We start from the raw sequence: 12,522 nt of genomic DNA on the forward strand, positions 1-12,522 counted from the left end.
GGTCCACGAACCCGCTGGAACGCCTCAATCGGGAGATCAAGCGCCGCACCGACGTCGTTGGCGTGTTCCCGAACAACGCCGCCCTGCTCCGCGGTCCACGAACCCGCTGGAACGCCTCAATCGGGAGATCAAGCGCCGCACCGACGTCGTTGGCGTGTTCCCGAACAACGCCGCCCTGCTCCGCCTGGCCGGCTCCGTCCTCGTCGAGCAACACGACGAATGGGAAGCCGCCGACCGCCGCTACTTCTCCGAAGCCTCCATGACCGAGCTCACCGCGACCACCCCCACCATCGACGAGGCGGTGATACTCCCCGAGATCACCGCCGCCTAAACTAACGACAGCTGATCATCGCAACGAAGCGAAAGACCACCACTCAAACGGACGCGGCCCTACCGGGAGTCGAAGGTCCGAGTCTCGGAACGGCACCGGCGCCAGGTTGTCGTCGAGATCACGTTCGCTTCCCCCCATGACCTCATCCGGTGGGAGGACAGTAAGGAGCGGCAGGCGCACCTGCAACAGGCCGTGCCGCTCACGATCGGGCAGGCCCGTCCACTGACTCCGGACGCCCTCACCGGTGCAATCCCGACGGCCGGTCCCGCGCGCCCGCGGTGGTGGACGGCGCGATAACGCTGCACCCGAGCGCCCCGCCGAGACGATCCGGCGGGGCGCTCCCGTGTCCACCCCCCGTGTAGGAACCGCTCAGAGATGTCCACGACGACTCGACGAGACCGAGGAATCGCGGCTAAAGTGTCCGCGTCCAACGCGTGTGTCTACTCCTCGAGTTGTCCATCGCGGTTCGAGCTGACGACACCCGCCAGAAACATGTGCTCGCAGCTCATCGTTTACAGAGTGGTGACGACGGTACCTGCTGGTTTGTACAGCACAGCCAAGGCGGTAACGCCGACGATGGCGAATCCGAGCAGCGCGCTAGCCGCGATGGGCAGTCCAATGACACCGAGCCAGCCCGCGATCGGGTAGCTAACCAGAAAGCAGCCGTGCGAAAGTGCGAATTGTGCGGTGTATACCAGGTTGCGGTTAGCGGGGGTGGACGCGTCGGCTAGAAGCCGTGACGAAGGGGTGTTAATCAGCGAGGTACTGGCACCGAGCAACGCCCAGGTGGCAAGCAGCATCCACCAGCCCTCTCCCGTGGTCGTGGCGATAATCGTCATCGCGATGGCCGCGATCAGACCCGAAACAAGCGTCCAGGCACCGATGCTCATGGCGCACAAGACACCGATGCGGTCGACGATCCACGGGACGTTGAGGGCAATGATCAGGGAACCGACCCCATACGCGCCGAGGGCGAGGGCGAGGGCGGTGTCATCCAGGTCGAACACGCCTCTGGTGTAGACGACGGAGTTGACCAGGACGATAGCGGTGCCGGCCGCGACGACCACGTTGGCGGCCATCAGGAAGCGGAGGCTGGGCGTGCGGGCGAACACGCGCAGCCCGGTTGGCAGCCGCTCCCAGAACGTGCCGGTGGACGCATCGGGTACGTGTGCGGGAAGGCGGGCGATGAGGACGAGGGTGGCGGAGGCGGCGAAGCCGACGGCGGTGCCCACGAACAGGTTGTTGTAGCTGATCACGGCAAGTAGGGCTGCGGCGATGACGGGGCTGAGGATCGAGTCGAGATCGTAGGCGAGGCGTGACAGCGCGAGGGCACGAGTGTACTGCTGGGGGTCGGGCAGCACGCTCGGGATGAGTGATTGGAAGGCGGGGGTGAAGGTCGCGGACGCGGACTGCAGCACGAACACGAGCACGTAGATCTGCCAGGTGTCCTGGACGAAGGGCAGGGTGAACGCGATCGCGAGTCGAACGGCGTCGGCGCCGACCAGAACGGCCTTCTTGGGGAGCCTGTCCACGAGCGCTGCAACCAGGGGTGCGACGCCGACGTAGGCGACCATCTTGATCGTCAACGCGGTGCCGAGCACCGATCCGGCGGCATCTCCGGCGATCTCGAACGCGAGCAGTCCGAGGGCAACGGTGAGCAGGCCGGTGCCGACAAGGGCGATGACCTGGGCGAAGAACAGCGCCCGGTAGGTGCCGTTGCGTAAGACGGTGATCATGGCGCCACAGGGCGGCTGGCGTCGGCTCCGGCGTGGTGGTGCGGGGCGGCGCCACCGAGGGAGTGCTCGGCTTGGAAGATCGCGTCCGTGACCAGCTGGCGCGCGTGTTCGTCGGCGAGGGCGTAGAACACGCGGGTGCCGTCTTGTCGGGTGGTGACCATACGGGCCAGGCGCAGCTTGGCGAGATGCTGGGAGACGGCGGCGGGTGACTTGTCGACGATGTCGGCGATGTGGTTCACGGACAACTCCCCGGCTCCCTCGAGCGCGAGGATGATCCGCACGCGGGTGGCGTCAGCGAGCATCGCGAAGACCTCGACGGCGAGCTCTACGTAGAGGCTGTCGGGGTCGCGGCCGCATGTCACGTTATCTGCATTCATACGCAGATTCTTCCATATGGAGGGATGGCTCGCCGCTGACGATGATGCTCAGTCGAGGTGGCGGGCGCGGTGCAGGAGCGCGTCCATGCCGAATTCAAGGTGTGCGGCGGCGTTGTCGTCGAGGAAGAGATCGCGGACGCTGGTGAGTGCGGGGAACGAATGTGCGGCGAGTTCCTGCTCGAAGCGGTGGGCGCCGTCCTCGGGGGTGGTCTGTTCTTCGTGGACGAGTCCGACCACGAGGTAGTTGAGGCTCCAGAAGGTGGTGACGGCGAGGTCGGGGTCGACGCCGGCATCGAGCAGCGCGGCAATCACCGCCTCCCCTAGCCGCAGGGTGTTGGTTTCGGAGACCCTCGTACCCGAGACGAGATGTGCGCCGTCGCGGTGGTTCAGAAGGACCTGGCGGTAGCGGCGGAAGATCTCTTTGACCCGGTCGATCGGCGGGTGTGGGAGGTCGTCGAAGGAGAGCTCGCCGAGAATGGCGTCTGCCATCAGGTCGAAGAGGCGCGCTTTGCTCCCCACCTGCAGCGACACCGAGTTGAGGTGAACGTCGAGATGTCGGGCGATCCCACGGAGGGTGATGGCGTCCGCCCCGCCGCGATCGAGCAGGGCCAAGGCGGCGTGGATGACGTCGCGGCGGGATAGTCGGTCGGCCACAGGTCTCTCCTCCGAGCTTGGTCAGTGACCAACACTGTAGTATCTTGGTCACCGATCAAGGAAATTGGTCACTGACCAAGTAAGGAGTGGGACATGGGTGCGGGTCACAACCACGGTGCACCGACTACCGAGGCAGGAGCGCCCGGGGATCACCGAGCACGACTGTGGATCGCGTTCGGCCTGACGGCGACGATCGTGATCGCGCAGGCGATCGGTTCCATCGTCACCGGCAGCCTGGCGCTGCTGACGGACACCGCACACGCGATCACCGACGCGTCCGGTCTGCTGGTCGCGCTGATCGCGGCGACGCTGATGCTGCGGCCGGCTAATCCGAAGCGGACCTGGGGATTCCGACGCATCGAGGTGATCGCCGCACTCGGGCAGGCCGCACTGCTGCTGGTGGTGGGCACTTACGCCGCCGTCGAAGGTATCCGACGCCTGTTCGAGCCGCCGGAGGTCGCCGCGGGAGAGATGCTCGTGTTCGGCATCGTCGGCCTCGCGGCGAATGTGATCGCGATCGTGATCCTCTCCTCGAGCCGCGGCGCGAACTTCAATATGCGGGCAGCGTTCCTGGAGGTGATCAACGATGCACTCGGCTCGCTCGGGGTGATCGTGGCCGCGATTGTGATCGCCACGACCGGGTTCCAGCAGGCCGACGCGATTGCAGGGCTCCTGATCGCGGGACTGATCGTGCCGCGCGCGATCATTTTGATGCGCGACACCACCCGGGTGCTCATGGAGTTCACCCCTGCCGGGCTCGACTTGGACGAGGTACGCCGGCACATCCTTGAGCTCGAACACGTCACCGACGTGCACGACCTGCACGCATCGACGGTCGCCACTGGCCTGCCCACCCTGACCGCGCATGTGGTGGTCGAGGATGAGTGCTTCACCGACGGGCATGCCGCGGAGGTGTTGCACGAGGTACGCGAATGCGTGGCCGGTCACTTCCCGGTGTCGATTCAGCACTCGACCTTCCAGATCGAGACCGCGCACCTCACCGAGGACGAGCCAGCCCTTGTCCGCCACCGCTGAGCCGGGCCCCCCAGCGCCGCGGTAGCGGTCGGCGGAGGAAGGGTGTCAGAGCGTCGCGAGCAGGTTAGTGCAGGCCTGTTCACAGCGGCGGCAGGCGTCGGCGCAGACCCGGCAGTGCTCGTGCATGTCCGCGTGGGTGTCGCACTCGGCGGCGCATGCGGCGCACGCTGCGCGCAACGCCTCCAGCGCGGCACGAAGCACGGTGGTGTCCGTGCCGGTGTGGCGAGAGAGCAGGCGCGCGGTGGTGTCGCAGAGGTCGGCGCAATCCTGGTTCAGACGGATGCAGGTGGTCAGATCGGCGACCATCTCCTCGCTGAGACAGGCGTCGGCGCAGGTCGTACAAGCCTGGCCGCACTCGAGGCACGCGTCGATACAGGCCAGGAGCGCGTCTCGGTTGGCGATGTCGTTGGCTCGGGGGTGGGTGTCGAACATTTGGGCGGTGACGGTCACGGCCTTCTCCTTTGAATCGGTGAGGGGGTTACGTTACGTCGCTGTTCCGGATGCCGGCGACCCCCTTGGGTTACGGTGCGGGGGTATGGTACGGACGGTAGGCTGGACGGGATGATCGGCCTGTCCGCGTTGCGCCTGCGGCTGCCGCACCCGGTGCGGTGGCTGGTTGCCGTGTGCTTCGCTGCAGCGGTCATCGTCGGGTTGATGGGGATGCACACGATCTCCTCGGGACACACCGCCCCTACGACCTCGGAGAATGTCGAGATGCCGGGCGGGGCACCTCACCACTCGTCGGCGCCCGCGACCGGCGATGAGGATGCGGAGGCGTGCGCGTCGTGCAGCCCGAGCGGGGGCCATGACGTTCTGATGATGATGTGCGTGCTGGCGTTGCTGGCAGCCGCCCTCGTGCTGCTGGTCCCCCGCGCCGCATGGTCGTCTGTGTGGGAGCGGCATGCATTGCGTCCGCCGGTGACGCGGTGCCGGCCGGCCCCGGACCGGCCTCCCTCACTCCTGGAGCTGTCGATCAGCCGAACGTGACACGCACTGTCCCTGCCCTCTGGGGCGGGGGTGAGGTTCATTGCCCGTACGCGGGTTTCACGAGTGTTTGAGAGGACTGATGATGAACAAGAAGATGCGTTTGGCAGCGGTCGCGGCCGTACCGCTGGCAGCGGTGCTGTTCCTGGCCGGCTGCGCGGACAACGGAGGCAGCATGCCTGGAATGGATCATGGTGGGTCGTCGTCGGCCCCGTCGGAATCGGCGGAGGCGGACTTCAACATGGCGGATTCGATGTTCGCGATGATGATGATCCCGCATCACGAGCAGGCCGTCGAGATGAGCGACATGATCCTCGCCAAGAGCGACGTTGATCAGCGGGTGCTGGATCTGGCTCAGCAGATCAAGGACGCCCAGCAGCCGGAGATCGAGACGATGCAGGGATGGCTCGCCGAGTGGGGCGTGTCCAGTGACGACATGGACATGGGTGAGATGGAGCACGGCGGCGGGATGATGTCTGACGAGGACATGGCGGCGCTGGAGTCGGCGTCCGGGGCCGAGGCGGCACCCCTGTTCCTGGAGCAGATGATCGCCCACCACCAGGGGGCGATCGAGATGGCCGAGACCGAACTCGCCAACGGGAAGAACGCGGACGCGTTGGCGCTCGCGCAAGCCGTGGTCGATACACAGTCCGCGGAGATCGAGACCATGCAGGATCTGCTCGGCCAGCTCTGAGCCCGATCCGTCGAGTGGGGGCGCCGCTGCCATGCGCGGTGCCCCCACTCTTCGAACGCGGAGGTACGCGTATGCACGTCCATACGAAGACACTGGCGGCGGGCGCCGCTGCTTCCGCCCTCCTGATGCTGGCGGGGTGCGCGGACACTCCGACGTCGCCGCCGGCTGGGGACGGGCGCACCGGGGTACCGAGCCATGTCCACGCGGTGGTCGTCGCCCCGGACACTGACCAGCTTCTCCTGGGAACGCATGAAGGCATCTACGAGGTCACCGACACCGGGGAGTGGGGTGGCCGGGTCAGCACGGACAGCTTCGACGCGATGGGACTCACCGCCACTTCGCAGACACTGATCGCGTCCGGTCACCCCGGCCCCGGAAGCCCCGCCGAGTGGGGGGCACCGAACCTGGGCGTGATGCGCAGCACCGACGCAGGGGTGAGTTGGGAGTCGGTGGTGTTCGGTGGGGAGAAAGACTTCCACGCCCTCGCCGCCGGCGCCGATGACACGGTGTACGCCATCGCCACGGACGTCAGCGACGTGATCCGCAGCGACGACGCCGGGCTGACCTGGGAACCTACCGGTGCGGATCTGGTAGCGGCCAGTCTCGCCGTCGACGGTCGCGGACGGGTGATCGCGGCCACCGAAGAGGGTGTGCAGATCAGCACGGACGGCGGTGCGTCCTTCGCGGCGTGGCCCGAAGCGCCGCTGCTGTACACGTTGGGGGCTGCGGCCGACCGGACTCAGGTGGTCGGTGTCGGCACCGATGGGCAGATTTGGGTGACCGGAGCCGGTGCCGCGAGCTGGGAGCCGGCAGGTCGCGTGGACGGCCGGGTGCAGGCGGTCGGTATGGACGCCGCGGGCCGCATCGTGATCGTCGACGAGACCAGCGGCATCACGATTCTGCCCGGATAGCCCGCCGGGCACGCGACGGGCCGTATGCGAGGTGCCTACGGGAGTCGAACCCGTCTAGACGGCTTTGCAGGCCGTTGCCTGACCGCTCGGCCAAGGCACCGAGTGTCCCCTTACCGGGGACGTGGACGCAGCAGCGTGGGATCGCCCGTCTGGTCCGGTTAGGACCGGACCAGACGGGCGATCGCGTCGCTGGCTTCCTTGATCTTCTGCTCCGCCTGGTCACCCTCCATGCGCGCCGCGTCGAGCACGCAGTGTTTCAGGTGGTCGTCAAGCAGCCCGACGGCCACGGCCTGCAGGGCGCTGGTCAGAGCGCTGATCTGGGTGAGGATGTCGATGCAGTACTTCTCTTCATCGACCATCTTCGAGATGCCCCGCGCTTGACCTTCGATCCGCTTGAGCCGGTTCAGGTATCGGTCTTTGTCGGTGATGTACCCGTGGGGGGCGTGAGCGGTGTCGGGTGCGGGTGTGGTCATGGCCGGGTTCCTTCGGGTTTAGCTGTCCAGCGCTGCGCGGGTGCTGGCTTCGGGGCTGAGGTCGATGCGGCGCAGCAGCTGCGCGTTCAGGGCGACCACGACGGTGGACAGGGACATCAGGATCGCACCGATCGACATCGGCAGGACGAACCCGATGGGGGCGAGCACGCCGGCGGCGAGCGGCACGGAGATCAGGTTGTACCCGGCAGCCCACCACAGATTCTGCTTCATCTTCCGGTACGCCGCACGCGACAGCTGGATCACCGACAGCACACTGCGCGGGTCGGAGCTCGCGAGGATGACCCCGGCGGACGCGATCGCGACGTCGGTGCCGGCGCCGATCGCGATGCCGACGTCGGCCTGCGCGAGGGCGGGGGCGTCGTTGACGCCGTCGCCCACCATCGCGACCTTGCGGCCCTCCTTCTGCAGCTCGGCGACCTTGCTGGACTTGTCCTCCGGGCGCACGTGCGCGAAGACCCGGTCGATGCCCAGCTCGGCGCCGACGGCGTTCGCGACGGCTTCGGCGTCGCCGGTGATCATGACCACCTGGACACCCAGCTTGTGCAGGGCATCGACGGCTTCACGGGACTCGGGGCGGATCTCGTCGGCGAGCTTGAGCCCGCCGATGACTTTTCCGTCCCGGGTCACGTGCAGGATGATCGCGCCCTCGCTACGCCACGCGTCCGCCGTGTCGACCTCGCTGGCACCGACGTCCTCGAGCAGACGGGGACCGCCGACACGGATCTCCGCACCGTCGACGGTCGCGGTGACACCGACCGCCGGGGAAGAGGAAAACCCGGTCGCCTTCGGCAGGGTCAGGTTCTTGTCCTTCGCGGCGCGAACGATGGCCCTAGCGAGCGGGTGCTCACTGTCGGCCTCGGCCGCCGCGGCGATCGCGAGCACCTGGTCAGCGTCCAGGTCACCGACCGGTTCCACGGCGGAGACGGTGGGCTCGCCCTTGGTGAGGGTGCCGGTCTTGTCGAACAGCACGGTGTCGACGGTGCGCATGCTCTCGAGCGCGAGCCGGTCCTTCACCAACACCCCGCCACGGGCGGCGCGCTCAGTGGCGATGGACACCACCAGCGGGATCGCCAGGCCCAGCGCGTGCGGGCAGGCGATGACCAGCACGGTGATGGTGCGCACGACCGCCGCATCGGGATTGCCGACGACAGTCCACACCACCGCGGTGATCGCGGCGGCGCCCAGCGCGAACCAGAACAGCAGCGCCGCCGCCTTGTCGGCGATCCGCTGCGCCCGAGAGGACGAGTTCTGTGCCTCCGTGACCAGCCGCTGAATACCCGCGAGGGTGGTCTCATCCCCCGTGGCGGTGACCTCCACGCGAAGGCCGGAGTCTGTGGCGACGGTGCCCGCGGTAACGGGGTCGCCAGTGCCGCGGGCGACGGGGCGGGATTCACCGGTGACCATGGACTCGTCCATGTCGGCGCGGCCGTCGACGATCTTCCCGTCGGCGGGGACGCTGCCGCCGGGGCGGACCACCACCACGTCCCCGACCTGCAGGTCGGCGGGTGAGACCTTGACGATCTGGTCCCCTTCGACGCGCTCTGCCTCATCCGGGAGCAGCGCCGCGAGGGTGTCCAGCGCGGAGCTGGTCTGGGCGAGGGAGCGCATCTCGATCCAGTGACCGAGCAGCATGATCACGATCAGCAGCGCCAGCTCCCACCAGAACTCCAGCTCGTGGTGCAGCAGGCCCAGGGTGGCGCCCCAGGACGCGAAGAACGCGACCGTGATGGCCAGACCGATCAGCAGCATCATGCCGGGTTTGCGGGAGCGGAGTTCGCTGACCGCACCGGTCAGGAACGGCCACCCGCCCCACGCGTACATGACGGTGCCGAGGACGGGGGCGATGAACAGTGCCCAGTCGGGGACGGTGTAGCCGAGGATCATCGCGAACATCGGGGAGAACGCCACGACCGGGACGGCGATGATCAGGTTGATCCAGAACAGTCGCCGGAACTGGCCGACGTGATCCCCGTGCCCACCGTGCCCGCCGCCGTGGCCACCACCATCGTGACCTGCGTGGTCCCCGTGGCTGGCCTGCGTGCCGTGGCCGGTGTGGGTGTCGTGCTGGGTGGGCGGCTCGGGGGTGTGGTCGCCGTGGCGGGTGTCTCCCCCGGTGGCGGTGGCGGCCTTGCCGGTGGGGTGGTCGGTGTGGTGTGCGTGCGGGTCAGTCATCGGTTCACTTCCCTGTGCCTAGCGTTGGTGTGAGTCTGCCGTCGCGGTTCCCGCGGAGGCGAGGTCCTGCGGATCGGTCGCGGCAGGAGTATGAAGGTTCGGCATCCACCCGAACACCGCGGGCACGGCGTCCAGCCCGAGCACCCCGACGGGGACACCGTCATGCTCGTGGACGACCAGGAGCGGGTCGGTAGTGTCGATGCGTGCGGAGGTGTGACCCCCGGTGATCCCGGCACCGGCGACCATCATGCCGTGCACGGTTGCCGTGAAGGGGGCGCGGGGCTGGTAGTCGCCCGGGTGGGTGCCGGCGCCGAGGTCGGCGAGCATGGTGCGTGCGGCATGTTCACCCTGCGCGGCCGCGTCCGACCAGTGATCGATGCGCCAGGCGCCCAGGGTGGTGTCATAGTGTGCGGCGACCCCGCCGGCGCTGTAGACGCCGGGGGTGGCGGTGCGCAGCTTCCCGTCCACGATGACCCCGTCTTCCCAAGGGGCGGGGCCGGTCGGGGTGGTTCCGTGGGCGATGATCAGCAGATCCGCCGTCAGCTGTGTGGTGTCGTCCAAGGCGAGCTCGAGCTGTGTGCCGGTGTCAGTGACGGCGGTGAGGGTGCGGCCGAACGCGACGTCCACGTGCTCCCGGTGCGCGGCGGCGAGGCGCTCCGCGGCGCCGGCGCCGAACACGCTGACCCCGGGGGTGGTCGCGCGGGCGAGGAGGGTGACCTGATGTCCACGGTCGCGGAGCAGCGTGGCGGTCTCGGCCGCGACCAGACCGGCACCGGAGATGACGATCTGCGCGGGGCGGCCAAGCGTGCCCAGGAGGTCGCGGACGGCGACCGCGTCTTCCAGGGAGTGCAGGGTGGTGACCCGTCCTGCCTCCGTGGCGGCGGTCAGGCCGGGCAGCGTGTCCGGCAGCAAGCGGGGGGTGCTGCCGGTGGCGAGGAGGAGCGCGTCGTACGGTTCGATCCGGCCGGATGCGAGCCGCACGGTCTTTCCCTGTGGGTCGACCTCGACCGCGGTGTCACTGATGACCTCCACCCCGGGGGTGACGACCTGTTCCGGGGTGAGCAGCCCGATCGCGACCCCCTTGTTGACCAGGGTGCGGTTGTACGGGGCCTGTCCGGTGCGGTCGACGAGGGTGACGCTCACCGTGCCGGAACCGTGAAGAACGCGCGCCGCGGCCGCGCCGGCGGCGCCGGCTCCCAGGATGAGGACCTTCTGGGGTGACAATGTTGCTCCTTGCGTCTCGCGAATGTGGGGGCTGGTGACCGGTATCCCCGGCCTGTGGTCGGTTAGGCGGCCGTGGCGTACTTGGCGGGGTCGGCGTCGAAGAGGGGGCCGCAGGCGGAGCAGCAGAACCAGTACCGCTGCCCGTCGTAGTCCCGGTAGAGGCCTTGGGCTTCCGCGGTGCTCTTGCTGACGGTGCTGCCGGGCATCACCGGGCAGGTGACGATGTCATCGGCGGGGGTGCCGGCGGGTGCTTCGTGGTGATGGTCGTGGCTCATATCCGTTGCTCTCCGTGATGTGGGTCCGGGGCGGCAGCCGTCGTCGCTGCCTCGTTTGTCTGCGTCCGAACCCCTCCAGGCTATACCCCGTACGGGTATGACAACAGGTGGGGTGTGGCGTGTATTCCCTGGACTGCTGGTGCTCAGGGGCGGTAGGCGAGCACGGTCATCATCCCGGCTTCGCCGTGGTAGATGTTGTGGCAGTGGGTCATCCATTGGCCGGGGTTGTCGGCGTCGAACTCGAGGTCGAGGGTTTGGTTCGGCAGCACGATGGAGGTGTCTTTGCGGGGGCCGCCACCGGCGTGCTGATAGGTGTGGCCGTGCAGGTGGAAGGGGTGCCACATGTCGGTGTCGTTCGTCACCCGCAGCCGCACCCGTTCCCCCGCGACCAGTGCGTGCGCGCCGCGCAACGGGTTGTGCATGTCGAACTGGGTGCCGTTGAACCCCCAGTCGTAATTGGCCATGCTGCCGGTGAGGGTGAGGTCGAGGGTGCGGTCCACGTCACGACGGTCGAGGGTGACCTCGGGTGCGGCGAAGAGCATGCTCGCCACCGCGACGACGCGGCCTTCGCCCAGTTCGGCGATGTCCGCGTCCGGGGTGGGCGCCTGTCCGCTGCCGGTGCGGATGATGGCGAAGCCGCGTTCCCGCTTGCCTTCGGCCTCCGCCACCAGGGGGAACGCACCGTCGCCCAGGGTGACGATCACGTCGTAGCGTTCCCCCATTCCCACCAGGACGCTATCGGCAGCGACCGGGTCGACGGGGAACCCGTCGGTGTGGGTGACGGTCAGCCGGTGCCCGCCGATGGCGACGCGGAACGCGGTGTCGCCGCCGGCGTTGATCAGCCGGATCCGTACCCGCGTGCCGGGCGTGCCGGTGAATTGGGCGGGGTCGGCGGCGGGTTTGCCGTTGATCAGGTAGTGCGGGTAGTACACGTCGCCGGCGTCGCCGCCGAGTAGGTCGGAGTCGGCGCCCATCAGCATGTTCCCCATCCGCATGAACATGTCGCCGTGCCCGCCCATGTCGCCCATTCCTTCTCGCAGCTGCTCGAGCACCGCGTCGGGGGTGGCGGTGACCCCGTCCAGCCAGTCGTCGAGGACGATGACCCATTCGTCGTCGTAGCGCAGCGGCTCATTCGGGTCTTCGACGATGAGCACCCCGTATAGGCCGGTGTCCAGCTGGGCGCCGACGTGCGGGTGGAACCAGTGCGTACCGGGGTCGGGGGCGATGAACTCGTATTGGAACGACTCGCCGGGGCGGGTCGCGGTCTGGGTGAGTGGGGGGACGCCGTCCATGTCGTTGCGGAGTGCCAGGCCGTGCCAGTGCACGGACGTGTCGACGGGGAGGGTGTTGCGCAGGGTGGCCTGCAGGGTGTCTCCTGCCTGGACGCGCAGGACAGGCCCGGGGATGCTGCCGTAGGAGAACGTGGACGCGGGTGTTCCTGCCAGATCGAGGGTCGCCGCCGCCGCCGTCAGCGTCGCGGTGACCACGCGGCCGGTGCCGCCACGGCCCCGTTCGGTGCGGTCGACGGCCGCTCCCGTCGGGCTGACCCAGGCGGGGGTGGGGGTGCAGGCGGCCAGAGCTCCAACCGCGGCGGCGGTGGCGCCGAGGGCGAGGAAGCGTCGCCGGGTGAGGTGT

13 protein-coding genes, 1 tRNA gene and 2 pseudogenes are annotated in these 12,522 nt (G+C 68.3%); 6 read left to right on the plus strand and 10 right to left on the minus strand.

Annotated features, from left to right (window positions below; genetic code table 11):
* Together A4X16_RS18490 and A4X16_RS17555 are read left to right on the plus strand one after the other, a co-directional pair.
* Window positions 1-92, plus strand: a pseudogene (locus A4X16_RS18490) (transposase); the annotation flags it as partial.
* Window positions 93-94: 2 nt separating this feature from the next.
* Window positions 95-331: pseudogene (locus A4X16_RS17555) on the plus strand (transposase); the annotation flags it as partial.
* A gap of 512 nt (window positions 332-843) precedes the next feature.
* On the opposite strand, the gene A4X16_RS12595 reads toward A4X16_RS17555, so the two are convergent.
* The 3 genes from A4X16_RS12595 to A4X16_RS12605 are packed head-to-tail and all read right to left on the minus strand — an operon-like array spanning window position 844 to window position 3,098.
* Window positions 844-2,067 (minus strand): MFS transporter, encoded by a 1,224-nt coding sequence (locus A4X16_RS12595; RefSeq protein ID WP_067121068.1) that lies wholly within the window; start codon window positions 2,065-2,067, stop codon window positions 844-846.
* Window positions 2,064-2,444: an ArsR/SmtB family transcription factor gene (locus A4X16_RS12600; RefSeq protein WP_067121069.1), complete on the minus strand. Its 381-nt coding sequence runs from the start codon at window positions 2,442-2,444 to the stop codon at window positions 2,064-2,066. The genes A4X16_RS12595 and A4X16_RS12600 overlap by 4 nt, the downstream gene beginning before the upstream one ends.
* 48 nt (window positions 2,445-2,492) lie before the next feature.
* The gene (locus A4X16_RS12605; protein WP_067121071.1) at window positions 2,493-3,098 is read right to left on the minus strand and encodes a TetR/AcrR family transcriptional regulator C-terminal domain-containing protein; all 606 of its coding nucleotides are present in this window, start codon (window positions 3,096-3,098) and stop codon (window positions 2,493-2,495) included.
* Between the two features lie 93 nt (window positions 3,099-3,191).
* Between A4X16_RS12605 and A4X16_RS12610 the strand changes: the two genes are divergently transcribed.
* Complete coding sequence (locus A4X16_RS12610) at window positions 3,192-4,133, plus strand: cation diffusion facilitator family transporter (RefSeq protein ID WP_067121073.1); 942 nt, start codon at window positions 3,192-3,194, stop codon at window positions 4,131-4,133.
* 45 nt (window positions 4,134-4,178) lie between these two features.
* On the opposite strand, the gene A4X16_RS12615 is transcribed toward A4X16_RS12610, so the two are convergent.
* Window positions 4,179-4,565, minus strand: coding sequence for a four-helix bundle copper-binding protein (locus A4X16_RS12615; protein ID WP_067121088.1), 387 nt, complete (start codon window positions 4,563-4,565; stop codon window positions 4,179-4,181).
* A gap of 129 nt (window positions 4,566-4,694) precedes the next feature.
* Between A4X16_RS12615 and A4X16_RS12620 the strand changes: the two genes are divergently transcribed.
* From A4X16_RS12620 to A4X16_RS12630, 3 genes are all read left to right on the plus strand, one after another.
* Window positions 4,695-5,120, plus strand: a complete 426-nt coding sequence (locus A4X16_RS12620) for a DUF6153 family protein (protein ID WP_067121074.1) — start codon at window positions 4,695-4,697, stop codon at window positions 5,118-5,120.
* 79 nt (window positions 5,121-5,199) lie between these two features.
* Entirely contained in the window at window positions 5,200-5,811 is a 612-nt protein-coding gene (locus A4X16_RS12625) for a DUF305 domain-containing protein (RefSeq protein ID WP_067121076.1), read from the plus strand.
* Window positions 5,812-5,936: 125 nt separating this feature from the next.
* Window positions 5,937-6,722 (plus strand): F510_1955 family glycosylhydrolase, encoded by a 786-nt coding sequence (locus A4X16_RS12630; RefSeq protein ID WP_354645990.1) that lies wholly within the window; start codon window positions 5,937-5,939, stop codon window positions 6,720-6,722.
* A 29-nt stretch (window positions 6,723-6,751) separates the two neighbouring features.
* On the opposite strand, the gene A4X16_RS12635 is transcribed toward A4X16_RS12630, so the two are convergent.
* The 6 genes from A4X16_RS12635 to A4X16_RS12660 form a co-directional block, all read right to left on the minus strand.
* Window positions 6,752-6,822, minus strand: a tRNA-Cys gene (locus tag A4X16_RS12635).
* Window positions 6,823-6,880: 58 nt separating this feature from the next.
* On the minus strand, window positions 6,881-7,195 hold the full coding sequence (locus tag A4X16_RS12640) for a metal-sensitive transcriptional regulator (protein ID WP_067121078.1): 315 nt from the start codon (window positions 7,193-7,195) through the stop codon (window positions 6,881-6,883).
* Window positions 7,196-7,213: 18 nt separating this feature from the next.
* A complete protein-coding gene (locus A4X16_RS12645; RefSeq protein WP_067121080.1) occupies window positions 7,214-9,388 on the minus strand; it encodes a heavy metal translocating P-type ATPase in 2,175 nt (724 codons plus the stop codon).
* 18 nt (window positions 9,389-9,406) lie between these two features.
* Window positions 9,407-10,612, minus strand: a complete 1,206-nt coding sequence (locus A4X16_RS12650; protein WP_067121082.1) for an FAD-dependent oxidoreductase — start codon at window positions 10,610-10,612, stop codon at window positions 9,407-9,409.
* Window positions 10,613-10,674: 62 nt separating this feature from the next.
* Window positions 10,675-10,887, minus strand: a complete 213-nt coding sequence (locus A4X16_RS12655; protein ID WP_067121084.1) for a YHS domain-containing protein — start codon at window positions 10,885-10,887, stop codon at window positions 10,675-10,677.
* Window positions 10,888-11,030: 143 nt separating this feature from the next.
* The coding region (locus tag A4X16_RS12660; RefSeq protein ID WP_067121086.1) for a multicopper oxidase family protein at window positions 11,031-12,522 on the minus strand (1,492 nt) is incomplete at its 5' end.

The organism is Microbacterium sp. H83, assembly GCF_001650405.1.
Lineage (GTDB): Bacteria > Actinomycetota > Actinomycetes > Actinomycetales > Microbacteriaceae > Microbacterium.

What these genes read in the sequence shown, in the direction of transcription:
- A4X16_RS12595 (WP_067121068.1), bottom strand. Translation starts at nt 2,067, where the DNA reads ATGATCACCGTCTTACGCAACGGCACCTACCGGGCGCTGTTCTTCGCC.
- A4X16_RS12600 (WP_067121069.1), bottom strand. Translation starts at nt 2,444, where the DNA reads ATGAATGCAGATAACGTGACATGCGGCCGCGACCCCGACAGCCTCTAC.
- A4X16_RS12610 (WP_067121073.1), top strand. Translation starts at nt 3,192, where the DNA reads ATGGGTGCGGGTCACAACCACGGTGCACCGACTACCGAGGCAGGAGCG.
- A4X16_RS12615 (WP_067121088.1), bottom strand. Translation starts at nt 4,565, where the DNA reads ATGTTCGACACCCACCCCCGAGCCAACGACATCGCCAACCGAGACGCG.
- A4X16_RS12620 (WP_067121074.1), top strand. Translation starts at nt 4,695, where the DNA reads ATGATCGGCCTGTCCGCGTTGCGCCTGCGGCTGCCGCACCCGGTGCGG.
- A4X16_RS12625 (WP_067121076.1), top strand. Translation starts at nt 5,200, where the DNA reads ATGATGAACAAGAAGATGCGTTTGGCAGCGGTCGCGGCCGTACCGCTG.
- A4X16_RS12630 (WP_354645990.1), top strand. Translation starts at nt 5,937, where the DNA reads ATGCTGGCGGGGTGCGCGGACACTCCGACGTCGCCGCCGGCTGGGGAC.
- A4X16_RS12640 (WP_067121078.1), bottom strand. Translation starts at nt 7,195, where the DNA reads ATGACCACACCCGCACCCGACACCGCTCACGCCCCCCACGGGTACATC.
- A4X16_RS12645 (WP_067121080.1), bottom strand. Translation starts at nt 9,388, where the DNA reads ATGACTGACCCGCACGCACACCACACCGACCACCCCACCGGCAAGGCC.
- A4X16_RS12655 (WP_067121084.1), bottom strand. Translation starts at nt 10,887, where the DNA reads ATGAGCCACGACCATCACCACGAAGCACCCGCCGGCACCCCCGCCGAT.